This is a genomic window from Melghirimyces thermohalophilus (genome assembly GCF_900102685.1).
GTDB classification, from domain to species: domain Bacteria; phylum Bacillota; class Bacilli; order Thermoactinomycetales; family DSM-45169; genus Melghirimyces; species Melghirimyces thermohalophilus.
The window spans coordinates 40687-65893 of record NZ_FMZA01000005.1; the positions used below are offsets into that span (position 1 = coordinate 40687).

A 25207-nucleotide genomic window follows, 5' to 3' on the forward strand; every position below is an offset into this window, starting at 1 on the left:
AGGTGAGGGAACTGTCAGGACGTCAACGTCGCGAGCGATTTCAGTATACCAGTGAGCGGGTGATCGACAAACCTTTCAACTGGTCCCGGATGCGGCGGCTGCTCCGCTATGTAAAACCTTATACGAAAAAGCTTTTACCCTTAGCGCTGGTGGCGATGCTGATCTCCACCGGAGCCCGGCTGTTTGCTCCCTATGTGATTAGCCTGGCGGTGGACCATGCCTTGGTGAACAAAGATGTGCCGCTGTTGTTCACCTTTGTGGGGGTGCTGGCGGGGGTGTATCTTCTCAACTGGATCGGAAACACCCTCCGAATCCGCTGGATGCAGGTATTGGGACAGTCGGTGATCTATGACTTGCGTCAGCACCTCTTTCGGCACATCCAGCGCCTTTCCCACCGCTTTTTCGATCAACGGTCAGCCGGGTCGATCCTGGTGCGGATCACCAACGATATCAACTCGCTGCAGGAGCTGCTGACTAACGGGATCGTCAACGTGATCATGGATCTGCTCCTACTCGGAGGGATCATCGTGATGCTGACGGTGCTCAGCCCCAACCTGACCGCGGCCATCCTGATCATCCTGCCGATCATGTTCCTCATCTCTGTCAAATTGCGGCGGATGATTCGGCGCGCCTGGCAAAGGGTGCGGGTGAAGCAGTCCATCCTCAATTCCCATTTAAATGAGAGCATCCAGGGGATGCGGGTCACCCAGTCCTTCACCCAGGAAGAAGAGAATATGGGCTTTTTCACTCGGCTCAACGGAGACAACTTCAATGCTTGGCAGGATGCCGCCAAAAAAAGCGCCACTTTCCGGCCGATGGTGGAGATCACCGGGGCGATCGGGACAGTGATTCTGATTGTCTACGGGGCTCACCTCTACCAAATCGGGTCCATCTCCATCGGCGTCTTTGTCGCCTTTGCCACCTACATGGGCAACTTCTGGGAGCCGATCTCCCGATTGGGTCAGGTCTACAACCAGCTTTTGATGGCGATGGCGTCCACGGAGCGGATCTTTGAATTTCTGGATGAGAAACCGTTGGTGCCGGAAAAAGCGGACGCTCGCCCGATGGGGGAGATCGACGGGCATGTGGAATTGGAGGAGCTGATCTTTTCCTACGACGGCAAACGGAACGCCCTGGACGGGATCAATTTAGAATTTCGCCCCGGGGAAAAGGTAGCGTTGGTAGGCCACACCGGCTCGGGCAAAAGCTCGATTATCAACCTGATCTGCCGTTTCTACGATCCCACCGAGGGGCGGGTCAAAATCGACGGTCGCGATCTGCGGGAGTGGAAGCTGGATGATCTTCGTTCCCAGGTGAGCGTGGTGTTGCAGGAGACCTTCATCTTTTCCGGAACCATCCGGGAAAATATCCGCTTTGGCCGCCCTGGCGCCAGCGATGAGGACGTGGAAGCTGCGGCGCAGGCGGTGGGAGCCGACACCTTCATCCGGCGCTTGCCGAAGGGGTTTGATACGGAAGTGGAGGAGCGGGGCAACATCCTCTCCACCGGGGAGCGACAGCTCCTTTCTTTTGCCCGCACCCTCTTGGCCGATCCCCGCATCCTGATTCTCGACGAGGCGACGGCCAGTATCGATACGGAGACGGAGCTGAAAATCCAGCAGGCGATGAACACCCTCCTCGCCGGCCGAACCGCTATTTTGATCGCCCACCGCCTTTCCACCATCCGTGACGCCGACAAGATCATCGTTCTCGAACAGGGCCGGGTGATCGAAGAGGGCAACCATGGGCAGTTGATGAGCCGGCAGGGCGAATATTTCCACCTGGTCACCTCCCAGTTTCGGGTGCTGGATACAGGGTAACTTTTCACTGATCTTCCAGTTGGCAAAGAAGATCAGGCTTTTTTCTGATAGAATATTCAATAGTTTGCTTTCGACGGAGGGTCAGGCTAAAAAACAGAAGGGGGAAATGAAATGGAACGTTTAACCGATCTGATGAAAGAACTGACAGAGCTGGACGGGGTGCCGGGGCAGGAGAAAGAGGTGCATGACAAAATGAAGGGCATGCTCCAGCCCCTCTCCGATGATATCTTGAAAGACCGCCTCGGCAGTGTTGTCGGCAAAAAGACGGGGCAGGCGGGAGGACCCAAGATTCTTTTGGCCGGTCATCTGGATGAGATCGGGTTTATGGTGACCCATATTACAGATAAAGGATTTTTGCGCTTTCAACAGTTGGGCGGATGGTGGCCCCACAATGTTTTGTCCCAACGGGTGAGGGTCCATACGCGCAAAGGGGCGTACACCGGTATCATCGGTTCCAAGGCACCCCACGTGCTGACGAGGGAGGAAGCGGGTAAGGTGTTGAAGCTGAAACAGATGTTTATCGATGTAGGGGCGAAGGACCGGGAGGATGCGGAACGGATGGGGATCCGTCCCGGCGATTGGATCACCCCGGTGTCCGATTTCTTCACCATGCGGGAGGGAGAGCTCTGGGCGGGCAAAGCCCTGGATAACCGGGCCGGCTGCGCCCTCGCGCTGGAGGTTTTGCGGCGGCTGCAGGGCGAAGAGCACCCCAACGTGGTTTACGCCGGCGCGACGGTGCAGGAGGAGGTGGGCCTTAGAGGCGCTCAGACGGTGGCCAACCTGGTGCAACCGGACGTGGCTTTTGCCCTGGACGTGGGGATCGCCTATGATACGCCGGGTTTTGAATCCCATCCGGGAACCTGTGAAGTAGGGGGCGGCCCCCTGGTGCTTTTACTGGATGCCACGATGGTTCCCCACACCGGGCTTAGGGATCTGGTGTTGGATACTGCCGAGGAGAAAGGGATCTCTCTCCAGTATGATGCCCTGATGGGTGGAGGGACGGATGGCGGCAAATTCCACCTTCACGGGATCGGCTGCCCTACTCTGGTCGTCGGTTTTCCCACCCGTTATGTTCACAGCCACAACTCGGTCATGTCGAAAAGGGATTTTGAACAGGCGGCGGACCTGCTGACGGCGGTGGTCAAAAAGCTGGATGGGAAAACGGTAGAGGAGCTATAAAGCACTGGTGGAGCTAATACCCCTTTGGTGTTCATCTTATATAGGGGAAGTCGTGCGCCCTACAAAAGAAAGTGCGAGGTTGAGATGACAGGGAAGAAGAACCATCCGGTTGGTTTTCCATGGAGTCATCAAAAAATCCAACGGATTAAGAAAGCCGTCTGTGAACAAACAGTCGGCTTTCTTGCGCAAAATCATGTCCATGCGATGGTTTGCGATGTTGTTTGCGGGTTGGTTTTTGTTGGATTTATTTATAACGCAGACCGATCTCATGTGCGATGTAGACGATGGGAATGGCTAGGAGCCCCCAAATCAAGCTGATGAACAGTTGGGACCCGGTGACGAGAGCATGTTGAAACATCCATTGGTACATGTAAATGGAGATGGGGATCAACAATAGCCCAGCCGTCCATACCCCAGGCGTATATTTTTTCAGAATGAGGGTGTGACCTAAATGCGTAAAACAATGCAAAAAAACAATGTTGAAACTGGATATGAAAAATAGGGAAAGAGCACCTTCCCGAATGGAAAAAAAGGCGGAAAGGGTGGCAAGGGCTGCAACAATCACAACACAGGTGACAGCGATCGCGAATTGAGATGTATTCATATGGAGGACACCTTGAAAGGAAGACGACAGGTTTTTGGGCAACCGGTTTATCACGTCGTCTCTGTTTCGTTTTGACCAGTTTTCCACTGTGATGATCTCCTCCAACTCATGCAACAAAAAAACAAAAAAGTAGATGAACAGAAGGGTTTGAGCGTGGTTTAAATCCAACTCTGAACCAGTCATGATTCACCTCCTTTCCTGGCTGCTAAAAATGCGGAGGGTTCTCTTATCAACATGAGAGGGAAATGGTGGATGCAGGAAGGTTTGCTCGGATTCCATTGGTGGAATGGGTCCGCATTTCAGTAACTTTGTCAACCACCTCCTTTTATTGGAATATATTCGACCTCTATTATAAAATAACTGAATCAGGTGAACGACTGATTATGGATAGCATTCGGCGTAGCGGGGGAGGTTGATGTCGACCCTGTCCGTATTCGCTACCGCTGAAGCACCCTTTGTTGTAGTATGAAAATAGAAGCGACATGGATCGCGCGATATCCACCACAAACAGGAGGAATTGAAATGAACCTGCCCATCGATGCCTTTTTCGACCGCATTCGATACAGCGGCAGCGCCGATAAAAAAGATATTACATTTGCTGATTTGCCGGCGATCCAACGCCATTTTGCCCTGGCGGTTCCTTTTGAAAACCGGGCCGTCATCGCAAAAGGGACTTCCCCCATCACTTTTGACAGCGTCAAGCAGAAAATCGTGGATCGTCACGAAGGGGGACTCTGTTATGAACTGAACCCGTTGTTTTACGCCTTCTTAAAACAGGTGGGATTTCATGTACAGCTGGTGCCGGGGACGGTGTTTGCCGATGGGGAACATAACGGCTTGATCGGCACCCATGTAGCCACTCTCCTCCATCACAAAGATCGGTCTTATATCGTGGATGTCGGCTTTGGCAGTAACCTTGCGTTGCAACCGGTGCCCTTGGACGGGGAGACTGTCACCAGCCACACCGGAGACTACCGGGTCCGCAAGGTGGATTCCCCCTGGGGCGAGTATGCCTACGAGAAGTACAACGATGGTAAGTTGACCATTTATTACACCTTTTCCACCGACCCCGTCGATGAGGCTTATCTCAGCCGGGTGCGAGATATCATTCTCACCGATGAAAGATCCGAGTTTAACAAGTCCCTTCTCTTCACCAAACTGACTGAAGATGGACACATCACGCTGACAATGGAATCATTCACCGTTACCCGCAACGGCCACAAAACCAAGCAGGAAGTGGATAAGGAGCGGTTTCATCAGCTTTGTCGGCGTCATTTTGGCATCGATATGGAAGAATAAGTTGATTTCATTTGTCGATCCCTGATCATAGTAAAAGAAGCCTGGGTGAACGACATCTAAATGGGACACTGGAGCACCGAAAGAGCCGGCCAGGGGATTGGGAACCGAAACAACGGCTTTTCCAGTCTCTTCATCACGATCCCTTCCAGTCCTGCGTCACCAGTGTACTGAAAGAATCCTCCGGCACAAGCTGCTGATGGTGCAGAAGGGGGTCCACAGGAAAGAGACGGAAACGATGATCGCCGGGTGGCATCACGGGTTGGTTCATCGCCGTCGGGAAGGATAATGCCCTGGCGGTGGAACAAGAGGTTTAAAAAAGAAGGGATGTGTCCGGAATGATCCTCCATAGCGACCGAGGTTTCAGTACACATTCCGAGCGTACCACGACCTGCTGGATCAGGTGGCCCTAACCCCCAGTATGTCGCGAAGAGCAATTGCTTTGACAATGCCTGCATCGAAAGCTTCTTTTCCCACTTGAAAGCAGAAGTTCTCTACCTCCATGGTATCCAAGATAAAAAGAAAACCGTATCATGAAAAGAAGGAGGGATGGAGAAGATTTGGCAGAGAGCGCCAGTGACATTAGGGGAATAGCCAACATTCACGTCGACGTTGGAAGAGTACTATCTAGGGATCGTTCCGGGATAATGGAAGCCCAATAGAGCCTTCGAATCGACAACAGGTAACACCGGATCGCAGTGACGAAAATGCGCACTGGCAATATTGTCGGAAAGGGGATCGGAAAGCAACTGATTCAGGTAGTGTTTAAAAAAGGCGTTCCTTTTTTGGTGTGGGTGTTGGCCGACAAATATCCGGCCCGTCGTTTTTATAAAGGAAGGAATTCCAATTGCGAGAACTCCTTTTAGTAGAGGGAATTTACCCTCGATATAGGGCTTATCCTGTTCGTGGGCATACACTTCAATGGTGCCGCTGCTTCCAGCAAGATTTCAGGAAGACTGCCGATAGGGTAGTCAACGTACATCAGTCTCTTCTTCACAGCAAAGAAATCAATCCTCTTTTGGGGGCAACAGATAAACTGAGATGTCTCCATGAAAAGGGCATGATTTTGGCAAATCCTCAGCGTCCTAAACCAAGCCTTCACAAACCGAGGTGGAGGGGATACAATCGACTTACCTTTGTTTGAAAAAGATGAAGAGAATCGAACCCTGGCACCAATGGACCCTTTCCAGGGGGGGCGGTGACCCCGAAGAGGAGGAACGCTCATGAACCGGCTTTATTATATCTTAATCGGCTTGTTGGCAGCCAGCGCGGTTTTGTTTGGCGTGTTGGATGCGGCAGGAGTGATCCGTCTGCAAACCGTCTATGTTTTCATTTACGCCCTGGCGGCAGGGATTCCGGCTTTGTTCCGATTGGCGGGTTGGACCGGGAAGAGGGGTCAGGTGACGGCCCTCCTGCTTCTGTTTTTGGTCTTCGCCTGGCTGCCCTACGGTTGGGAACAACAAGAGGTACTGCGAGCCGCTGTGGAACGCTTGACCCCGGGGGTGGCGGTGAGCACCTTTGGGGTGGTGATGTTTTTGATCAGTTGGATGGGGAAAAAGTCAAGAATCTGATTGTATCGGAGAAGGAATTCGACGGATGGTGAGGAAGTTTCCACCCACAGGGTGAATGGTTGACCCGATATCGCTTCGGGTCCATTCCCTGAGCGGAAATGTCGAAATTTTTCATTTATAAGATGTGGCTTATGAAAAAGATGGACTGAATGGGGTGGAACCTTGATGGACATCATTCACCGGTCGGCAGTGGAAATGATCGAAGGTTTGGATAGGAAGGAATTCACCTCGGTTGAATTGGTAAGCGCTCACATCGAACGAATTCAATCGATCCATCCGTCGCTGAATGCATTGGTTTGTGAACGTTTTGAACAGGCGTTGGCGGAAGCGAAAGAAGCGGACCGACGTCGGAGGGAGCAGGAAGATTTGCCATTGTTGGGGATGCCGATTACGGTGAAGGAGACCCTCGATGTGGAGGGATTTCCGACGACAGGGGGGCTTTCTAAGCATCGACATCGACGGGCAACTAAAGATGCAGAAGTGATTAGGCGAATTCGACGTGCAGGAGCGATCATTTTAGGGAAAACCAACGTATCCACCTTGACCATGGCTCATGAGACAGACAACCTTCTTTACGGACGCACCAATCACCCTCTGGACCACTCCCGCACCCCTGGCGGCTCCTCCGGTGGAGAGGCGGCGCTGATCGCCAGCTTCGCCTCCCCCTGGGGAATCGGGACCGATTTAGGCGGTTCGATCCGGTTGCCGGCCCACTGCTGTGGGATTGCCGGATTTCGTCCCACCCATGAGGAGATCCCCCATGAAGGAGAATACCCGGATATCCCCCACCATGGTCATATGAATGCTATTGGACCGATGGCCCGATGGACAGGGGATATCCGTCTCTTGTACGCGGTCATGAGAGGGAAGGAGGTGGCCACACCCGATGTTCGCTCGATTTCTGTGGTGTGGGCGGGACCGCTTTATGGCTGTCCTGTCGAAAGGGAGGTGTGGACGGGGTTGCAGAAGGTGATTTCCGGTTGGGAACAGGCGATGGGAAAGCGGATTCCCACCAAACCTCCCGGTTTTTTCAAGGAGTCTTTTCAATATTGGCTGGATATGATTCTGCAGGACGGCGGCGCCTTCATCCGAAAAGAGGTCGGGGGTTCAGACTTTCATTTAGGTAGGGAATGGTGGCGGTGGGTCACTGGCCGGAAAAAAGTCCACCTCTGGGTGCTGCAGCTTTTGCTCGGCGGTAAATGGTTCCGCCCCCATTCCCGGCGGATCAACCAGTTTTCGCAACTGCTGTCGTCCTTTCGCCGGCAGTTCCGGGAGGTGACCGGGGAGGAAGGGGTGCTCTTATGTCCGGTTTATCCCCGAACGGCTCCCCGTCACGGCGGGATTACGCAGATGGTGTACAATAACCTGGGCTCCCGGGTCCTCCCTTACCTGGTGATGGCGAACGCCCTGGACTGCCCGGCGATGACGGTGCCCGTGGGAGAGACCCAAAAAGGATTCCCCTTTGGGATTCAGATCGTCGGTCATCCCGGCCAGGAGGAGCGGGTATTGGCGGTGGCGGAATCATTGGAAGCGGTGTGTCGGGAAAACAGAACGACAGTAAAAAGCGAGGCGGCGTTGGCCTCGTCTCCTTCCATATAAAATAAAAAAGATCCGCTGGGAAAAAGGCGGATCTTTTTTATATGGATGGTGCTTAGAAGTCATCGGGATCGGGTCCGACGCGCCGGTCCTGATTGAGGGCGTCGATGCGTTCCATTTCTTGGGGAGTGAGCTCAAAGTCGAACACGTCGGCATTGGAACGGATCCGTTCTTCCTTGACCGATTTGGGGATGGTGACCACCCCGTTTTGTAAATCCCAGCGTAAAACAATTTGCGCCGGGGTACGGCCGTGAGCTTCGGCGATTTCACGAATCACCGGCTCTTGCAGGATCTCTCCCTGCATTAGCGGGCTCCAGGCTTCCAGCTGAATGCCCCGCTCGCGGCAATAAGCTGCCAGCTCTTTCTGCGTGAGACGCGGGTGGTATTCCACCTGGTTGACGGCGGGAATGGTATCGGTCCGTTGAATCAATTCTTCCAGGTGGTGAATCTTGAAGTTGCAGACGCCGATCGCTCGCACTTTTCCGTCCCGCTTCAATTTTTCCAGAGCTTGCCAAGTTTCTACGTACATTCCGGTGACTGGCCAATGGATCAGATACAGGTCCACGTAGTCCAGCCCCAGCTTGGACAGGCTCTCCTCAAAGGCGTTTAGCGTTTTGTCGTAACCCTGGTCGTCGTTCCATACCTTGGTGGTGATAAAAAGCTCCTCCCGCGGCACACCGGCTTCCCGGATGGCGCGGCCGACACCTTCTTCGTTTTTATAGACGGCGGCTGTATCGATGCTGCGGTAACCGAAGCGCAGGGCTGCTTTCACCGCTTCTTCCACTTCACGCCCCTCTTTGGCCTTCCAGACGCCGAGGCCGAACCAAGGCATTTCGACACCGCCGGTCAAGGTAACCGTATCGGACAGTTTACTGGGAAAAGACATATCCATTCCTCCTTGGTAATAAAGTGTATCCTTCCCTGGGTTTAGTTCCAGCCGCGTTCATACTGGGGCGGAACCGGGAGAGCCTCCCGTTGATGCACTTCATGGGCAGCGCGCAGGGGCCAGTGGGGATCTCGCAGCAGCTCCCGGGCCAACAGGACCAGATCGGCCCGTCCGTTGCGAATGATGTCGTCCGCCTGCATCCCTTGGGTGATCATGCCTACGGCGGCGGTAGCGATGTCGGCGGATTGACGGATCGTCTCTGCAAAGGGAACCTGGTATCCCGCTCCCACCGGAATGTTCGGGTTGGGGGTGTTCCCGCCGGAGCTGCAGTCGATCAGATCGACGCCTTCCTCCTTTAGCCGTTTGGACAAGGCGACAGAGTCTTCCAGGGTCCAGCCGCCGTCGACCCAATCGGTGCAAGAGAGACGGACGGTAAAGGGAAGCTCCTCGGGCCATTCCTTCCGCATCAGGCGGACCGTCTCCAGGACAAACCGAATTCGGTTGTCAAAACTGCCCCCGTAGGCATCGGTCCGTTGGTTGGACAAGGGGGAATAAAAGCTGTGAGCGAGATACCCGTGAGCGGCGTGGAACTCCATCCACTCAAAGCCCGCCTCCCGAGCTCGCGCGGTGGCGCTTCGGAAGGCCTCCTGAATCTCTTTGATTTCGTCGGTGCTCAGTTCCTTCGGGGTCCGGTGATCGTCGGCAAAGGGGAGGGCACTGGGGCCGACCACTTCCCAGCCGCCGTCTTGGTCAGGGACCGAAACGCCGAACTCTCGCTGTTTCCAGGGGCTGTATGTAGAGGCTTTGCGGCCGGCATGGGCCAGCTGGATTCCCGGCACCGCTCCCTGTTTTCGGATAAAGTCGGTGATGCGACGGAAGGGCTCCATATGTTTTTCTTTATAGAGGCCCAGGTCTTCGGGAGAGATCCGTCCTCGGGGTTCTACCGCTGTCGCTTCGGCGATGACTAGGCCCGCGCCGCCAACGGCCCGAGAGCCCAGGTGGACTAGGTGCCAGTCGTTGGGAGTCCCGTCCTCCGCACTGTATTGGCACATCGGCGAAACCCCAATGCGGTTTCGAAGGGTGATACCTTTCAGGATCAATGGTGAAAATAAATGCCGATTCATATTACCTGCTCCTTTTTCGATAATCGAAAGGCAATTTCATTTTACCACGTCCCGCCCCTGTTTAAACCGATCCTTGTTCCTGTGAGGAAAATATGGCCAGTTTTCCGAGGATCCGTGCCGGCTATTTGGCATTTGGTCCGTTCTTTGTTACAGTATGAATGTCAGTGAATCTTTTTTTGTGTGGCGGACTCGCTGGAAGGCGGGCCGCGATTTTTTTTACCCTTGAACAAAGATCCCCCTTTCCGGCACTCGAGGGAAAGGGGGGTTTTATAAGTGGGGGATCAGCGCCGGTGCCCCTCTGCGTGGAGAAATAGGAGGAAGGCGAGAATTAGGGGGAGGGTGAGTGCCAAAAACAAAGGGGGATATCCGGTCCATTCCGCGAGGAAACCGGAACAGACGGTGCCGATTCCGATCCCCAGGTCGAAGGAAGCGAAGAAGGCACCGTTGGCACGACCAGTGGCGTTGCGAGGCGCTTGTTGAATGGTCCATGCCTGAAGAGAGGGGTGAACCGTGCCAAACCCGGCTCCGAAGAAGGCGGCTGCGGCCAATAGATCCCACATCGAATCAGCGATGGCCAGTTGAATGAGGGAGAGAGCGATAGCGGCTAAGCCAAAGGGGATGGTCAACCGCGGCCCCTGTCGGTCAAACAGTTTGCCTGCCTTCGGTCGGACCGCCATCATCGTGATGGCGTATACCGTAAAAAACCAACCGACGTGGGGAATCTTTTGTTCCTCTGCGAACAGGGGGAGATAGGTGACAATCGCCCCCAGGGAAAAGGTGACCAACAGCGCCATGATCGAGGTGGCCCAAGCGCCTCGGGGGATCGACTGCTGTTCGCTCTCCTGGGAAGGGGTGGCGGAGATTTCGGTTGGCACCTTTGGGTATCGGATCAACCGGGCCGTTCCCCAGGCGGCCAGCACCAGCCCGGCGGCAAGGACGAACAGAAGGGAATAAGAGAAACGGTCCACTACCCACAATCCCAGTACCGGCCCGAAGGCGACCGCCAGGTTGGTGAGCAAGCCGTAATAGCCCATCCCTTCCCCTCGCTGTTTTTCGGGAATCAGATCGGTGGCCACGGCACCGGAGGTGGTGGTCACCGCTCCCCAGGTGAAGCCGTGAACTACCCGCAGCAGCAACAGCGGTAGGATGGCAGCGGTATAGAGATAACCCCAGGTGGTGGCAAAGAAACAGAGCAGCCCGATCAAGTAGATCCCCCGCCGGCCGTGGCGATCCACCATCCCCCCGATCAAGGGGCGAATGAGGACAGCGGACAGCGTGAAGGCGCCGGCGATCCACCCCACCATCCCTTCGTTACCGCCGAGTCGGTTGACATATAGCGGGAGGGTGGGCAGAAGCAATTGAAAACTGACGAAGACGAGAAAGTTGGACAGGCAGATCAGGATGAAATCCTTTGTCCACAATCCAGGAGGCGAGGCTTGATTCATTTTGATGTCCATGACGGAATGGGGCGGCATCCAAGGGACACTCCTTCCAACCGACGATACCGAAATGGGCTTATGGGCTCAGGACTGGATGGATTCCTTGGCGGCGACTTCCGCTAGGGCGTTGGTTACTTGGCCATATTCGGAGGCGTGGGGGCGGTCCACATCATCCCCATAGCCATAGTCCAGCATGCGGTTCCGGTTCAAGCACAGCTTGGTAAAGCGGGGCCTGAGCAGATCGAAAAGTTGGAATCGCTCTGCCAGTTCCGGGTGTTCTTGTTGATAGCGAAGAATCGTCTGCCGGATTCTGGACCAGAAGGAAAATTCCCCGTAGCCTTTCTCTTTATCCAACAGGGTCGACAGGTAGCGGAAATGGCAGATGAACAGCCCGGTGAAGATAAACTGGCATAAGCCTTCCGGTGGCTCACTCCGCAGCACCGTCCGCAGATCGTCGGACAGGTTGGCCAGCTCGGGCAGGGGTTGGTCGCTCACATTGACATCGTCGACAAAATCTTTAACCGCCAACCGATGCGGGATGTGATCCTTCAGCACCAAAATCGTGTTTTGACCGTGGGGAGAGAACACCAGCCCGTAACGGTACAGGAAATGAAGAATCGGCGGCAGAATCACATCGGAGAGCCGTTTGACCCATTCATCGACACTCAGGCCGGAGCGTTCGATCAGTTTGGAGATAAAAGGTGTCCCGTCTGCATCCACATGGAGCAGCGCCGCCAGGGTGATCGGTTTCTCCCCTTCCTCTAGATAAGTGTAGATGCTTTCCCGCCAGATGCTGCCCAGCATCTCCAGGTATTGATAGGGAACTCCCGGCAGGTGACTGTAGTAGGGGTGATCATAGTTGAGACTGGCGATCTCCCCGGGCAGGATCACGCGGCATTCATCTCGCAGGAAGGGGTCATTTGCCTGGATCCCTTTGATGTATTCGGTGATTTTGGGTGCGAGCACCGTGCGTTCCCCGGGCAGCCCCCGGTAAACCAAGGTGTTGAGAATGCTCATCGGTAGCTTGACATGATGTTTCTCCTTGTGGCTGATGTTGACAAAGGTGCGGATCGATTGTTGCGGGAGGTATTGGTCTTCCCCTTCTCCCAGAGGGATGATGTTTCGCTGGGCTAGTTCCTCAGCAAAGAGCGGGATGATAAACCGGTCCCACTGCCACTGGTGAATCGGCATCAACCAGTAGTCATCGGGGTTCACCCCCTCTGCCTCCAATTGTTCACGGAAACGGTCCACCTGCTCATCCCCGAGCTCGCCTCGGATCAGGCTTTCGTGATCCACCCCGTCCACAGCGTGAAATTGGGTTTGGTCCCGGTGGACGGCGATCCAGCCGATCCGAATAGGCTGTTTTTGCTCTGGGGCGTAGGCGAGGTAATCTCCATACCCGAAACCGATGCGCCCTTTGTTGTAGGTGATCCAGGGGTGGCCTTCCATCTCCCCTTCCAGTTCCGCATAATCCAGATCGGTCAAATCCCCTTCCCGGCTGCGCTTATGCTCTAGCATGTGGGCATCGGCAAGCAGGGTGTGGTTGTATTCCCGGATGAGATGGCCTGTCGTCTCTTCGCTCATGCCGATGGTCCCCTGCAGATCGAGGAGAAAGCGAATGGGATTGGTGGCCGGTTCTCTCTGTCCCTTCTCTTCCCGTTTGATGGTCTCTCCGCGCACATCGTAACTGTCGAAGAGCCGTTTTTCCGCTGCGAAGGTGTAACGAACGCCGTTATCCAGCTCCAGCAGATAGCAATTGAAGGACCCTTCCGAGCGGATCAGTTGAGGCTGGATGATATCCTCGTACATAAACTCCGCGATCATCTTGGTAAGCAGGTTGCGGGAGACGGTTTCCCAGACGGATGGATTGAGAACGCGGGTGATCGATGGTGTGGGTTTCATCTCGTTCATCCTTTCACCGGGATTTGGCTTGCTTGAGGTGTTTTGGAGACACGGAATTGTTGGAAAACGTTTTGTTCAGAGATGGGGTAGACTTCCCGGCCGGTCAGGGTGTTGATAATCACCGAGTTTCGGTGGGCCCCTAAACCTAAATCCGGGGCACCGACACCGTGGGTGTGCAGTTCGCCGTTTTGCACAAAGATATCATTGTACGATCGCTGGGTCAGCGCCAGTCGGTAATCCTTCTCCACGATAAAGCGGCCGGCGCTGTCCCAGTCGATCAGAGAGCCGAGACCGGAGATGAAGGGAGGGACCCGGTGCTGGTAGCCGGTGGCCAGGATGACCACATCGCTATTGTGGGAAAAGGCTTCTCCCTGATCTCGGTGGTAACAGTGAAGGGTGTAGGTGCCGTCTTCCCGGGGCTGAATCTCCTGGACTTCTGTGTGGGAAAGGAGCCGTGCATCCAACTCCCGTCCGCCGACGGTTCGCTCGTACATCAGGTCGTAGATATCCGCGATGGTGTTCGCACTGATTCCCTTGTATAGAAGGTCCTGATGGCGCAGTTTTTCATCCCGCTGTTCCTGGGGCAGGGAGTGGAAGTGGCGGATATAATCCGGTGAAAAGTGTTCCAGCCCCAGCTTGGAATACTCCATCGGGAAGAAGCCGGCGGAACGAGTAAACCAGTCGAGCCGGTAGCCTTGCTCCTCTTGCTCCTGCAACAAGGTGTAAAAGACTTCAGCGGCGCTCTGTCCGGAGCCGACCACCGTGATGGAGCGGGCCTGGCGCAAGCGCTCCCGTCGGTTCAGGAAGTCGGCGGAATGGAATACATCCTGTGTGGGCAGGTCGGCGAATTTCTCGTGGATGTGGGGAACGCTGCCCACGCCCAGCACCAGATGACGGGCGCGGTAGATGCGGGTCTCCTGGTTTTCTTCATCGATGGCTTCCACGCGGTAATGGCTATCCGGCCCTTCATCCACCTTTTGGACATCGATCACTTTTTGACCGAACCGGCAACTGTCCAGTTGTTCAGCGACCCATTGGCAATAATGGTTGTACTCCCGGCGGGGGATGTGGAAGCGTTCCAGGAAATAAAAGTGATACAGCCTCTGGTGATCCTTCAGGTAGTTGAGAAAGCTGTAGGGACTCGTCGGGTCGGCCATGGTGACCAAGTCGGCGAGAAAGGGGACCTGTAGGGTGGTTCCTTCGATCAACAGGCCCGGATGCCAGTCGAAGCGGGGTTTTTGCTCCAAAAACAAGGCGTCAATCTCCGGTGTCTTGGTCAGCATGGCAGCCAGCCCCAGGTTGAAGGGGCCGATGCCCACGCCAATCACATCCTTGATTTCCCGGGAAAAGGCTTGCTCAGGCATCAGTGGATTCCACTCCTTTGTCAAATGGGTTGTTAAAGGACTCCCGACTGCAAAACAGCAGGGCGGCTCGCTTATCCGGCAGGTCGATCTCCCGTTGGAAGCGGAACCCGCATTTCTCGAAGATGTGGATCATCTTGGCGTTGCGGACATCCGGCTCCGCCACCACTTTTTCCGTCGGTTCATGTTGGAACAGCCAGTGAGTGATGGTCTGCAACAAAGGGAGGGCGTATCCTTTCCCCAAAAAGGAAGGAGGGCCGATCAACAGGTGGACCCCTTGATCTTCCGGATGCCAGTCGTAATAGTTGCCGAGGATATCATCCTTCGCCCAGTAGGTCTCCCAGTAGCTCATCGGGGTACCGTCCAGCATGCCGATATGGAGGGATTTATGGGTATCGGCTAGGAAGGAGGTCAGGTGCTGCCGGTACTTTTCCAAAGAGATATTCAGATTCCAGAAGGGAATCACGTGGGGCTCGTGATGCCATCGGTGGAGCCGGTCCAGATCCCGCTCCAGCTCCACCCGACGGAAGGATATCCGTCGACCGATGGCGGGGTGAACCCGGCTGAAGGATTCGGCGTTTCCGTTAACGGCTGGTGTGTGCGACGACATGGGGTTCCTTCACTCCCTTTCGGATGGGATTGGTGACCCGGACATAGACTGATTGGCTGGCCATGGGGCCGACCAGTTCGTCCATATCGTGGAGGCGGGTGAGCAGATTGGCCTTGCAGGGGAGCTCTTCCTCCTCCAGGAGAGTTTCTAGCAACCGGGACGGTTCCCGGTTGTTAGGGAGCCACCCGCTGAGCCGTTCCCTCAGTTCTCTCAGCAGCAGGCTTTCGTCAATCAGACCGGCGGTGCCGAAGCCGTTGATCAAGCCAATCAGGTGATTGAGGAACAGATAATAGCGCAACCGCTCATCGGCCACATGGTCCTCACACATGGTATCGCTCTTTTCGTTGATCCCCGGCAGCAGTTGCTGCAGTTGGGGGAAGGTGGAGCGACAGTAGTAGTAGCCCTGATTATCCCGGTAGTAGAAGCGGCCGGGATATCCCTCTACCAGCTTGACGAGGCTGTTTTGCTGGTGGGCTTCCAATGCGATTCCATAACGCATGTAGAGCCACAGCATCGGTTCCAAAACCAGGTCCAGGTAGCGGCGGAACCAGTCGAGACTCACCTCTTCCACCGGCCGACTCTCCTGTTGGGCCAGGGAGGTGATCAGATGGGCCAGGCGCGACTGTTCTCCGGGGATGCTGTCCTGGCACAGACCAGCGATCAGTGTCACCTCTTCCCCTTCTTCCCTTCGGAAAGGGTTGTCGCGGAGGGATACCTCAAATCCTGATTCCTCCCGCTCGGGATCCACCAGGGTGAGAAAGGCGGGATCTTCGATCACCTGAAAGGCAGGGTACCGTTGCTTCATTTCCCGCCCGATCTTCGTCTGGAGAATGCGGGACACCTCCACTCCCCGTTCCAGCTCTTTGTACTTATTGAGCCGGAGGGAGTTGGTGATTTTGATATGAACCGATCCCTTCACCATATAGCGGGCTTCGGGATGATAAAGGGTGCGCAGAGAAGAAGTGGCATACCAGGCTCTTCCCTGTGGCCCGAGATATTGCAGCAACCCTTGGTCCATCCATGTTTTTGTCTGGGGGTCCCGGAGCAGGTGCTCCGCTTGCTGGGGATGAATAGGCAGCAGAGAGTGATCGTCGTCTCCGCAGTAGGCTTGTTTGAAGGATGGGGAGACCTCCGGATCGGCCAGCAGTTCCTCTTTCACCAAGCGGGTGGCGGTCGTGCCCCATGTGGAATCCTCACGAACGAGGGAGGAATGGGCACGGAAGTAATGAAGGGGGCAGGATCCCTTCAGCTCCGGAGAATAGCTGGCCTGTTCGAATTCCGATAACCCCTGCAGGCTTTTCGGCGTCGGGTGCAACAGGTGGCCGAAAAGCATGGATTGTTCCGCGTCCAGAAAATGAAATGGGGTATGGTAGAGAGCGGCTCGGTCCTGTTGGCGGGCCGCCAGATTCTTCTCGATCAAGTGGCAACTTTGGATCACCCGTTCCACCAATTCGTCGGGATAGGTTTCCACCTCGCGCTCGATCACCAATTCTTTCGTCAGCAGGGTAACCATGGTGACATAGTCCAAGGCTTGCCACGTGTCAGAATTATGAGATCGGTATCGAAACGGATAGGAGAACAAGTGGCGTTCCGTCGGTGACCAGTAACGGACCGGGGCGACGATCTCCATGTCGTGATGCGCCAGGGGACACCGGACAATTTTGTGGATGGGGGAATCATCCCAAACTGGCTTCAACAGACGACGGTCGTCGGAGTCGGACTCGGATCGATTGAGTAATTCGTAACGGCCGGTCTCCTTCAGATAGCAGTTAAGAAAGCTCTGCATAGTGGCTTGCTGTGCCAACGTATCGGACATGCTGGACACCCTCTCCTTTCGTCTGTTCCAACCGTTTTCCGGTCTGTTTCACTTCTTCCAGGATCGCTTGCACGTCGTCCAGGGTGGTGCGCGGATTGAGCAAGGTCAGTTTCAGGCTGGACGCCCCCTCCACCTTGGTTCGGGCCACCACCGCCTTCCCCTCTGACAGGAGGATTTGTCGGATGTCCTGATTGAGTTGATCCCGCCATGCCTCGTAAGAGAGATTCTCATGGGGGGATTGGGGCCGGTAGCGGAACACCACTGCGTTTAGTTCGGGTGAAGGATTGATCGCCTCCAGCTGCGGATCGGCTGCGATCAGGCGAGCCGCCTCTGTTGCTGTCTGCAAGGTGCCCTCAATCATCTGAGCGAAACGGGCACGCCCCAAATGCTGCAGTGAAAGAAACAGTTTCAAAGCGTCAAACCGGCGGGTAGTCTGAATCGATTTGCCCACCAGGTTGGGGGTGCCTTCCTCCTCATCCTCCTCTGGATTGAGGTAGTCGGCATTTAGTCGGATCGCTTCGAAACGAGCGCCTTCCTTCACTAGAAACGCCCCGCAGCTGATCGGTTGATAAAACAGTTTGTGGAAGTCGACGGAGATCGAATCCGCTTGTTGGATGCCAGCCAATCGGTGGCGGTGGTGTTGGCTCAGGGCGAGGGCCCCGCCGTAGGCGGCGTCGACGTGAAACCACATGTCTTGTTCCGCAGCGCGTTCCGCCAGTTGGGGCAAGGGATCGATGCTGCCAAAATCCGTCGTTCCGGCAGTGCCCACCAAGGCGAAGGGGAGCAAGTCCTGTTCCTGGAGACGGGTCAGCTGTCGGTCCAGGTCATCCACCGACATGCGGTGCGCCGCATCGGTCTTGATCGGGACGACGGCATTTCGACCCAGTCCCAGCAGGGACGCTGATTGCTGGACGGTAAAGTGAGCGTCTGCGGAGCAGAGGATACGCAGATCTTTCATCTGCGGGGGTAAGCCGTGCTGCTGGATGTCCCAATCGAGACGGGTAGCCACGAAGTGGTTCCTGGCTAACAGCAGCCCCATCAGGTTGGACTGAGTGCCGCCGCTGGTGAACACTCCCTCCGCCTGACCGCTGTATTGGAATAAGTCACAAAGCCATTCGATCATCTGCGTTTCCAGCAGGGTGGCGGCGGGACTTTGATCCCAGGAATCCATCGATTGGTTCATTGCGCTGATCACCGCTTCCGCGGCTAAAGAGGCGATCAGAGGCGGGCAGTGCAGGTGGGCGGCACAAGCAGGGTGATGGACGGCTACGGAATGGGCGGCGATCAGCCGGCCCACTTCGGCCAGGGACGTCTCCAGGTCCCTCCCTGCTTCGGGACAAACGTTCAGTCCGGCCATCCGGTCAGTCAGTTCCTCCACTTTGATCCCGCTGAAAGGGCGTTCCAGGTTGGCGTACCGCTCGGAGATTACCTGAAGGGCTGCGTTCATCGCCTGATGATATGTGGATTGGGAAATCAAGCTTCCATTGAGAAACAGGCTGTCCAAAGCTGGATTGGATCGGATGGTCATGGCGGTTCGTTGCCTCCTGTTTACATCAACGGGAAAGATGGGCCTTCCCGAAGTGGTTGTATTCTCAAAAGAGGTATAACTGTCATCAACCGGAGTATGTACGGATAGACACCAATAATTAATGATGATAATCATTATCAATTATGTGTTGGTTGAAATTATAACATCGAAATCAGGGGACGTAAACAGTAATTGAAAATAATTATCATTTTCTTTACCAAGACATAAAAAAACCCTGAGGCAACCGGTAACGGTTGCGTCTCAGGGGAGGGGAGGATTTACTCGCTTTTCATCTCAAATACCTGCTGCACATCTTTGTCTCCCCGGCCGGAGAGGTTGACGATCAGGATCTGATCGGGATTCATCTGGGGGGCGGTTCGGATGGCATAGGCCACGGCGTGGGCGCTTTCCAGGGCGGGGATGATTCCTTCGGTGCGGGAGAGGCGCCCAAAGGCTTCCAGCGCTTCCTCATCGGAGACCGGAACGTAGTCTGCCCGCCCGCTGGTTTTCAGATGGCTGTGCTCCGGGCCGACACCGGGGTAGTCCAATCCCGCTGCGATGGAATGGGAGGGTTGAATCTCTCCCTGCTCATCCTGCAGCATATGACATCTAAATCCGTGAATCACTCCCGGGGTACCCCCAGCGATGGAGGCGGCGTGATCCCCGGGATTCATGCTCCGACCGCCGGGTTCGGCTCCGACGATCTGGACATCCCGATCCTCCACGAAGGGGGCGAATAGACCGATGGCATTGCTGCCGCCGCCGACGCAAGCGGTGATCAGGTCCGGCAGGCGCCCTTCCTGTTCCAGGATCTGCTCCCGGGCTTCCCGGCCGATGATCGATTGAAAATGGCGCACCATGCTAGGGAAGGGATGGGGTCCGACCGCGGAACCCAACAGATAAAAGGTGTTGTCTACGTTTTCCACCAGGTCCTCCAATGCCACATCCACCGCGTCCTTCAGCGTGCGGGTTCCGCGGGTGACGGGGACCACCTTCGCTCCCAACAGCTGCATCCGGAAAACGTTTAAGGACTGGCGTTGTGTATCTCTTTCCCCCATGTAGATGATGCAATCCAACCCCAGCATGGCGCAAGCGGTCGCCGTAGCCACACCGTGCTGGCCGGCGCCGGTCTCGGCGATCACCCGGGTGGCCCCGATCCGCTTGGCCAACAGCGCCTGTCCGACGGCGTTGTTGATCTTATGGGCTCCGGTGTGATTCAGGTCCTCCCGTTTCAAATAGATGCGGGCGCCACCCAGTTCACGGCTCAAGCGCTCCGCAAAGTAGAGCGGGCTGGGCCGTCCTACATATTCCTTGAGAACCTGATCCAGTTCCTGGTTGAAGTCGGGGTCATCCTTGTAGCGCTGAAATGCTTCATCCAGCTTTTGCAGGACCTCCTGCAGTTCCGGCGGCACAAAACTACCTCCAAATTCCCCGAAAAATCCTTTGTTCAGCTCAGCTCTTGTTTGGCTCATCTCCACTCCACTCCTATTTTAGTTTGTTTCAGTGTAATACAAGGAGGACACTTTGAACACTGGTGGCCCCTTCCAGTCGCCTACTGGGGCAGGTGGAGGGACTGGAGGGTCTTTTTCATGTCCCGGGTCAAAGGCACACTCCGTTGTTTTTGATAGTCGTAGTGGACCAGCACCGCCCGGCCGACGGCGATCAGCTCGTCCGTCTTCAGATCATTGATTTGGTGAAGAATGGTAAAGCTGCTGGTGCCGATTCGTTCCACTTCTGTGCTGACCTTCAACCATTGGGCAAAGGAGGCTTGGGATTTGTATTCACAGCTGGTGGAGGCGACGATCAGTTTCCAATTGTTCAGATTCATCTCCGGGTCCAGCATCTGGAACAGTTCGATACGAGCTGTCTCCATGTATGTATAGTAGACGGCGTTATTGACATGACCCAATCCGTCGCATTCATTGAAACGGACTTGTAACTGGGTGGTGAGCGGCATAGTCTTTTCCTCCTCCGTTGAAATCCCTTGCAACTCCATTATAAGTCATCTGACAGTGACCGACGAGCGAAAAATAAAAAGACGCGGGTAGGTCCCGCGCCGTGATGGGCTGGCCCGATTATCGGTAAATCTTTAGCCCGCCTTCCCGGAACTCCCGGGACTTTTCCTCCATGCCCTCCCGGATCGCCGCATCCGGTTGGATCCCTCGGTTGAGGGCATATTCTCGGATGTCCTGGGTGATGCGCATGCTGCAAAATTTAGGGCCGCACATGGAACAAAAGTGAGCGGTTTTGGCCGGTTCTGCAGGTAATGTTTCATCATGGAATTGACGGGCCCGCTCCGGGTCGAGGGAAAGGTTGAACTGATCTTCCCACCGGAAGCCAAATCGGGCCCGGGACAAGGCGTCATCCCGCTGTTGCGCCCGGGGATGGCCCTTGGCCAGGTCGGCGGCGTGGGCTGCGATCTTATAGGCGATCACGCCCTCTTTCACATCCTCTTTATTCGGTAGCCCCAGATGTTCCTTGGGGGTGACATAACAGAGCATCGCCGTTCCATGCCAGGCGATCAGGGCAGCTCCGATAGCGGAGGTGATATGATCGTATCCCGGGGCGATGTCGGTGGTGAGCGGCCCTAAGGTGTAGAAGGGGGCTTCTTGACACCATTCCTGCTGAATGTCCACATTTTCTTTAATCCGATGCATCGGGATGTGACCGGGGCCTTCCACCATCACCTGGACATCGTGTTCCCAAGCGATCCGGGTCAGTTCGCCCAAGGTTTTCAATTCCGCAAACTGGGCTTCGTCATTGGCGTCCGTGATGGAGCCGGGGCGAAGGCCGTCCCCCAGAGAGACGCTGATATCGTAAGCGCGCAAAATCTCGCAGATCTCCGCAAACCGAGTGTAGAGGAAGTTTTCCTCATGGTGGGCCAGGCACCAGGCGGCCATGATGGAACCTCCCCGGGAGACAATCCCGGTTACCCGCTCGGTGGTCAAGGGAACATAATGGAGACGAACCCCTGCATGGATGGTGAAATAGTCCACCCCTTGTTCCGCCTGTTCGAGCAGCGTGTCCCGGTAGATTTCCCAGGTCAGTTTTTCCGGTTCACCGTTCACCTTTTCCAGCGCCTGATAGATTGGCACCGTCCCCACAGGAACCGGGGAGTTGCGCAGGATCCATTCCCGCGTGGTGTGGATATCTTTGCCTGTAGATAGGTCCATGATCGTATCGGCACCCCAGCGGGTGGCCCACACCATTTTCTCCACCTCTTCCTCGATGGAGGAGGTGACAGCGGAGTTGCCGATGTTGGCGTTCACCTTGACGTGAAAGTTTTTACCGATAATCATCGGTTCCGTCTCGGGATGGTTGATGTTGGCGGGAATGATCGCCCGGCCGGCAGCCACCTCCTCCCGGACGAACTCCGGCTTCACTCCTTCCCGGAGGGCGATAAACTCCATCTCCGGTGTGATCTCTCCCTGTCGCGCGTAGTGGAGTTGGGTCACCGCTTTTCCCGTCCGCGCCCGGTAGGGGGTTCGTTTCAGTCCCTCGGGCATGGGGCGGTGTTCCTCCTTCCGACTATCGTCTTTCGATCTTATGCCCCGGCCCTGACAGGGCTCCACATCCCCGCGCTGGATGATCCACTCCTTGCGAAGCGGGGAGATCCCCTCCCTGGGGTCCGGGGCTGGATCGGATCCCGAGTGGGGGCCGCTGGTGTCGTAGACGCGGAGTGTCTCTTCTTCCCCGGGGTGTCCATGACGGATTTCCCGCATCGGAACGCGAATATCCTCCCGGGAACCCCTCGTATGAATCTTGCGACTGTTAGGAAACATCGGCCGACTGTGGTCCATTAGATCAGTAACCTCCTCATGTTCGTGCGGCAAACCGCTGGGAGGAGGGCAGGGAAATGGTGGTTGATTTTTTATGAGCAAATAAAAAAGCCGTCAACAGCGTACGGCTTGATGTGCGATCTCAATCCATCACAAAAATCCCTGTTCCCTACGCTGGCATTACCCAGATCAGGTTTACGGTCGGCGTAGAACTCCCGCCCTCTCAGCCTGGCTCCTCCAAGCTCCCGTAGATATGCAGTTGCCTGTTTTCATTAAAACACAGGTCATCCAATCCTTCAAGGTGATTTGTTCAAAACTTATGTCATATCGGATTTTGTTGCTGAAGGGACGAGAAGGGGTCAATCAGGGGGAGAGGTGCATATTGTGCCTTTTTTGATTCCTTTGAGTTCATGTAGATAAGAAGCAGATTCTCTTCTCCCTTGGAATAGGATGGGGATAAATGGGCAGCTATTTTTCTGAAATTCCATCAGAAAAAGCTGTGTATATTGCGGGAGGGAGCACAGGGATGTTTATTTCACGGACGACGGAAGGGATGGCCCGGTTGATCCGAAGGGGGTTGCCTCCTACATCATCCCCCAAAAACGTGGTGATTGTCGGGGCTGGCATGGCCGGGTTGGTTGCGGGTTCATTGTTGAAGGAAGCTGGACACCAGGTCATTTTGTTGGAAGCCTCTGATCGGGTGGGGGGACGCGTTCATACGTTGCGCTCTCCGTTCACCGACGGTCTCTATTTTGAAGCAGGAGCGATGCGCATCCCGGCCGTTCATGTCCTTATTTTTGAGTATATAAAGAAGTTTGGTCTTCAAGTGAACGAGTTTTTCAATAGCACCCCTAATGATATGCTGTATATCAATGGCATCCACACCCGTCAGCGCCATTATGAACAGCACCCGGATATTTTCCGTTTTCCGATGACACCACAGGAGCGGGGGAAAACGGCCAAAGAGCTGCTCCAACAAGCGATTCGCCCTTTTTGGAATCAGTACCATCAGCTGCCTCCGCCGCAACGACAAGCGCTGATGCGCGAGATGGACAAATATTCCTTCGAACGATACCTTCGGATGAACCCCTTCGGTGTTTCACTGTCTCCAGCTGCGGTGGATTTGATCAAAATCATCTGGGATGTGGAAGGGTTGGCTGAGCACTCCTTCCTGAAAATCTTGGAGATTTTGTCTTATTTCCTTGACCCGCAAGGCCGCTTCTATGAGCTTACCGGCGGCTTTGATCGATTGCCTCGGGCTTTTTTTCCCAGGCTGCGGGAAAATATCCGGTTTGGGCACAAGGTGGAAGGGATCGTACAGAAGCCGGGTCGGGTTCACATTCAGACGCGAAACCCCAAGTCCGGCGAATCGGCAGCCTTTGAGGGGGACGTCGCCATTTTGACCCTTCCCTTTACGGTGTTGCAACACATCGATGTACAGCCCCGGGAGTCTTTTTCGTTTCAAAAATGGAAAGCTATCCGGGAACTTCATTATGCTCCCGCTGTGCGAACCGGTATCCAGTTTAAAAGCCGCTTCTGGGAACGAGAGGGCCTGCGCGGAGGAAAAATGATCACCGATCTCCCGGTCCGCTTCGCCTACTACCCCAGCCATGGCATCGGCAGCTCCGGCCCGGGGGTGGTTTTGGCCAGCTATACCTGGGAGGATGACTCCATGCCTTGGAGCAGTTTATCGGAGGCGGAGCGGGTGCCGTCTGCCTTACACGGGCTTTCCCGCATTCACGGTCCTAAGGTGTACCAGGAGTTTGTGACGGGCACCTCTTTCGCCTGGACACGCAACCCTCTTTCCTCCGGGGCCTTCAGCCTGTTGAAACCTTTCCAGAATACAGAGATCGGTCCACACATCGCGACGCCGGAAGGCCGGGTCCATTTCGCCGGGGAACACACTTCCTCCAAACCGGCATGGGTCGAGGGAGCCATCGAATCCGGCGTGCGGGTGGCGATGGAGGTGCATCAGCGGAGGGGGTGAGGAGGTCTGTGTGATAAAAACCATGAAAATCAGGTGTATCTGTTATAAACTTTTTGATCGCTATAGTGATCCATAAATTGTAAACCCGTCCGCGAATCGATTGGAGTAAAATAGAAGCACAGGGATGTTGATGGAGGAAGAGGAAGACGATGATCAAGAAACCCTTATTTCAAATCTCCTTCGCTCTGTTCACTTTTGTTTTGATCGTGACCCTCAGTCTGTTGGGGTTTGATGCGCTGATGGCTTCATTGGACAACCGATCCCTCGCAGACACGTTGACGACGCTGTTTTCGTAAACCTCCCATCATATAATCAACAACCCCCGCATCTTTATCGATGCGGGGGTTGTTTTGGTTAAATCCGTTCCATCAATTCCACCCGGTTGCCGAAGGGATCGCGCAGTTCAAAGCGCTCATACCCCGGAATCGGAATGGAGCTTTCAATGGAGTAGCCCTGTCGGGTGAGGTGGTGGCGCCAGGCGTCCAAGTTTTCCACCAGGTAGGCCAAGTGGTTTGGTCCGGTGGCGGTTCACCCCATCTTCGGTCCCGACGTGGATCTCCATCTCCCCGAGGCGAGCCAAAAACCGCCTTGGCCGCTCAAGCTGTCCGGTTTAGGGATCTCCTCGAGTCCCATCACTTCGCAGTAGAAGCTGCGGGCTACCTCTTCGGACCCGGTGGGGATGGTCAGCTGCGCATGATGGATGCGAGGGGCT

At 55.3% G+C, this 25207-nt stretch carries 19 protein-coding genes, 3 pseudogenes and 1 riboswitch; of the genes and pseudogenes, 8 read left to right on the forward strand and 14 right to left on the reverse strand.

Annotation, left to right across the window (positions count from 1 at the left end):
* The first annotated feature begins 2 nt into the window (after positions 1-2).
* On the forward strand, positions 3-1817 hold the full coding sequence (locus tag BLP91_RS04650) for an ABC transporter ATP-binding protein (protein WP_245662128.1): 1815 nt from the start codon (positions 3-5) through the stop codon (positions 1815-1817).
* Between the two features lie 111 nt (positions 1818-1928).
* Positions 1929-2996, forward strand: coding sequence for a M42 family metallopeptidase (locus BLP91_RS04655; RefSeq protein WP_091567179.1), 1068 nt, complete (start codon positions 1929-1931; stop codon positions 2994-2996).
* 244 nt (positions 2997-3240) lie between these two features.
* Here BLP91_RS04655 and BLP91_RS04660 read toward each other — a convergent pair whose 3' ends face one another.
* Positions 3241-3783 (reverse strand): HXXEE domain-containing protein, encoded by a 543-nt coding sequence (locus tag BLP91_RS04660; protein ID WP_091567181.1) that lies wholly within the window; start codon positions 3781-3783, stop codon positions 3241-3243.
* Positions 3784-4122: 339 nt separating this feature from the next.
* On the opposite strand from BLP91_RS04660, the gene BLP91_RS04665 reads away from it, so the two are divergent.
* The gene (locus tag BLP91_RS04665; RefSeq protein ID WP_176757815.1) at positions 4123-4899 is read left to right on the forward strand and encodes an arylamine N-acetyltransferase family protein; all 777 of its coding nucleotides are present in this window, start codon (positions 4123-4125) and stop codon (positions 4897-4899) included.
* 358 nt (positions 4900-5257) lie between these two features.
* Positions 5258-5397 (forward strand): annotated as a pseudogene (locus BLP91_RS17020) (IS3 family transposase); the annotation flags it as partial.
* 356 nt (positions 5398-5753) lie between these two features.
* On the opposite strand, the pseudogene BLP91_RS17025 reads toward BLP91_RS17020, so the two are convergent.
* Positions 5754-5860: pseudogene (locus BLP91_RS17025) on the reverse strand (MBL fold metallo-hydrolase); the annotation flags it as partial.
* A gap of 259 nt (positions 5861-6119) precedes the next feature.
* On the opposite strand from BLP91_RS17025, the gene BLP91_RS04670 reads away from it, so the two are divergent.
* Together BLP91_RS04670 and BLP91_RS04675 are read left to right on the forward strand one after the other, a co-directional pair.
* Entirely contained in the window at positions 6120-6467 is a 348-nt protein-coding gene (locus tag BLP91_RS04670) for a hypothetical protein (protein WP_091567185.1), read from the forward strand.
* A 165-nt stretch (positions 6468-6632) separates the two neighbouring features.
* Positions 6633-8066 (forward strand): amidase, encoded by a 1434-nt coding sequence (locus tag BLP91_RS04675; protein WP_091567187.1) that lies wholly within the window; start codon positions 6633-6635, stop codon positions 8064-8066.
* Positions 8067-8118: 52 nt separating this feature from the next.
* Here the strand turns inward: BLP91_RS04675 and BLP91_RS04680 are convergent, their stop codons facing one another.
* From BLP91_RS04680 to thiC, 11 genes are all read right to left on the reverse strand, one after another.
* The gene (locus BLP91_RS04680) at positions 8119-8955 is read right to left on the reverse strand and encodes an aldo/keto reductase (RefSeq protein WP_091567189.1); all 837 of its coding nucleotides are present in this window, start codon (positions 8953-8955) and stop codon (positions 8119-8121) included.
* Between the two features lie 35 nt (positions 8956-8990).
* Positions 8991-10073, reverse strand: coding sequence for an NADH:flavin oxidoreductase/NADH oxidase (locus BLP91_RS04685; protein ID WP_143003462.1), 1083 nt, complete (start codon positions 10071-10073; stop codon positions 8991-8993).
* Positions 10074-10354: 281 nt separating this feature from the next.
* On the reverse strand, positions 10355-11548 hold the full coding sequence (locus BLP91_RS04690; RefSeq protein ID WP_091567191.1) for an MFS transporter: 1194 nt from the start codon (positions 11546-11548) through the stop codon (positions 10355-10357).
* Positions 11549-11596: 48 nt separating this feature from the next.
* Positions 11597-13414: an IucA/IucC family protein gene (locus BLP91_RS04695; protein ID WP_143003463.1), complete on the reverse strand. Its 1818-nt coding sequence runs from the start codon at positions 13412-13414 to the stop codon at positions 11597-11599.
* A gap of 5 nt (positions 13415-13419) precedes the next feature.
* Positions 13420-14778: a lysine N(6)-hydroxylase/L-ornithine N(5)-oxygenase family protein gene (locus tag BLP91_RS04700; protein ID WP_176757816.1), complete on the reverse strand. Its 1359-nt coding sequence runs from the start codon at positions 14776-14778 to the stop codon at positions 13420-13422.
* Positions 14771-15385, reverse strand: coding sequence for a GNAT family N-acetyltransferase (locus BLP91_RS04705; RefSeq protein WP_091567193.1), 615 nt, complete (start codon positions 15383-15385; stop codon positions 14771-14773). Before BLP91_RS04705 ends, BLP91_RS04700 begins: the two co-directional genes overlap by 8 nt.
* Positions 15360-17201 carry an IucA/IucC family protein gene (locus BLP91_RS04710; RefSeq protein ID WP_091567195.1) on the reverse strand — a complete coding sequence of 614 codons (1842 nt, stop codon included), beginning with the start codon at positions 17199-17201 and terminating at the stop codon, positions 15360-15362. Before BLP91_RS04710 ends, BLP91_RS04705 begins: the two co-directional genes overlap by 26 nt.
* The gene (locus BLP91_RS04715; protein WP_091567197.1) at positions 17155-18729 is read right to left on the reverse strand and encodes a pyridoxal phosphate-dependent decarboxylase family protein; all 1575 of its coding nucleotides are present in this window, start codon (positions 18727-18729) and stop codon (positions 17155-17157) included. The genes BLP91_RS04710 and BLP91_RS04715 overlap by 47 nt, the downstream gene beginning before the upstream one ends.
* Before the next feature lie 278 nt (positions 18730-19007).
* Entirely contained in the window at positions 19008-20201 is a 1194-nt protein-coding gene (gene trpB, locus BLP91_RS04720; protein WP_091567199.1) for a tryptophan synthase subunit beta, read from the reverse strand.
* Positions 20202-20281: 80 nt separating this feature from the next.
* Positions 20282-20686, reverse strand: a complete 405-nt coding sequence (locus BLP91_RS04725) for an acyl-CoA thioesterase (protein WP_245662113.1) — start codon at positions 20684-20686, stop codon at positions 20282-20284.
* Between the two features lie 118 nt (positions 20687-20804).
* Positions 20805-22529 carry a phosphomethylpyrimidine synthase ThiC gene (gene thiC, locus BLP91_RS04730; RefSeq protein WP_091567203.1) on the reverse strand — a complete coding sequence of 575 codons (1725 nt, stop codon included), beginning with the start codon at positions 22527-22529 and terminating at the stop codon, positions 20805-20807.
* A 128-nt stretch (positions 22530-22657) separates the two neighbouring features.
* A riboswitch (TPP riboswitch) is annotated at positions 22658-22767 on the reverse strand.
* Positions 22768-23034: 267 nt separating this feature from the next.
* Between thiC and BLP91_RS04735 the strand changes: the two genes are divergently transcribed.
* Together BLP91_RS04735 and BLP91_RS16600 are read left to right on the forward strand one after the other, a co-directional pair.
* A complete protein-coding gene (locus BLP91_RS04735; RefSeq protein ID WP_091567419.1) occupies positions 23035-24495 on the forward strand; it encodes a flavin monoamine oxidase family protein in 1461 nt (486 codons plus the stop codon).
* 149 nt (positions 24496-24644) lie between these two features.
* A complete protein-coding gene (locus tag BLP91_RS16600) occupies positions 24645-24791 on the forward strand; it encodes a hypothetical protein (protein WP_176757817.1) in 147 nt (48 codons plus the stop codon).
* A gap of 58 nt (positions 24792-24849) precedes the next feature.
* Here BLP91_RS16600 and BLP91_RS04740 read toward each other — a convergent pair.
* Positions 24850-25197: pseudogene (locus tag BLP91_RS04740) on the reverse strand (VOC family protein).
* Positions 25198-25207 lie beyond the last annotated feature (10 nt).

Coding starts and splice junctions, on each gene's coding strand:
- BLP91_RS04655 (WP_091567179.1), top strand. CDS start 1,929: ATGGAACGTTTAACCGATCTGATGAAAGAACTGACAGAGCTGGACGGG.
- BLP91_RS04660 (WP_091567181.1), bottom strand. CDS start 3,783: ATGACTGGTTCAGAGTTGGATTTAAACCACGCTCAAACCCTTCTGTTC.
- BLP91_RS04665 (WP_176757815.1), top strand. CDS start 4,123: ATGAACCTGCCCATCGATGCCTTTTTCGACCGCATTCGATACAGCGGC.
- BLP91_RS04670 (WP_091567185.1), top strand. CDS start 6,120: ATGAACCGGCTTTATTATATCTTAATCGGCTTGTTGGCAGCCAGCGCG.
- BLP91_RS04675 (WP_091567187.1), top strand. CDS start 6,633: ATGGACATCATTCACCGGTCGGCAGTGGAAATGATCGAAGGTTTGGAT.
- BLP91_RS04680 (WP_091567189.1), bottom strand. CDS start 8,955: ATGGATATGTCTTTTCCCAGTAAACTGTCCGATACGGTTACCTTGACC.
- BLP91_RS04685 (WP_143003462.1), bottom strand. CDS start 10,073: ATGAATCGGCATTTATTTTCACCATTGATCCTGAAAGGTATCACCCTT.
- BLP91_RS04690 (WP_091567191.1), bottom strand. CDS start 11,548: ATGCCGCCCCATTCCGTCATGGACATCAAAATGAATCAAGCCTCGCCT.
- BLP91_RS04695 (WP_143003463.1), bottom strand. CDS start 13,414: ATGAAACCCACACCATCGATCACCCGCGTTCTCAATCCATCCGTCTGG.
- BLP91_RS04700 (WP_176757816.1), bottom strand. CDS start 14,778: ATGCCTGAGCAAGCCTTTTCCCGGGAAATCAAGGATGTGATTGGCGTG.
- BLP91_RS04705 (WP_091567193.1), bottom strand. CDS start 15,385: ATGTCGTCGCACACACCAGCCGTTAACGGAAACGCCGAATCCTTCAGC.
- BLP91_RS04710 (WP_091567195.1), bottom strand. CDS start 17,201: ATGTCCGATACGTTGGCACAGCAAGCCACTATGCAGAGCTTTCTTAAC.
- BLP91_RS04715 (WP_091567197.1), bottom strand. CDS start 18,729: ATGACCATCCGATCCAATCCAGCTTTGGACAGCCTGTTTCTCAATGGA.
- trpB (WP_091567199.1), bottom strand. CDS start 20,201: ATGAGCCAAACAAGAGCTGAGCTGAACAAAGGATTTTTCGGGGAATTT.
- BLP91_RS04725 (WP_245662113.1), bottom strand. CDS start 20,686: ATGCCGCTCACCACCCAGTTACAAGTCCGTTTCAATGAATGCGACGGA.
- thiC (WP_091567203.1), bottom strand. CDS start 22,529: ATGGACCACAGTCGGCCGATGTTTCCTAACAGTCGCAAGATTCATACG.
- BLP91_RS04735 (WP_091567419.1), top strand. CDS start 23,035: ATGTTTATTTCACGGACGACGGAAGGGATGGCCCGGTTGATCCGAAGG.
- BLP91_RS16600 (WP_176757817.1), top strand. CDS start 24,645: ATGATCAAGAAACCCTTATTTCAAATCTCCTTCGCTCTGTTCACTTTT.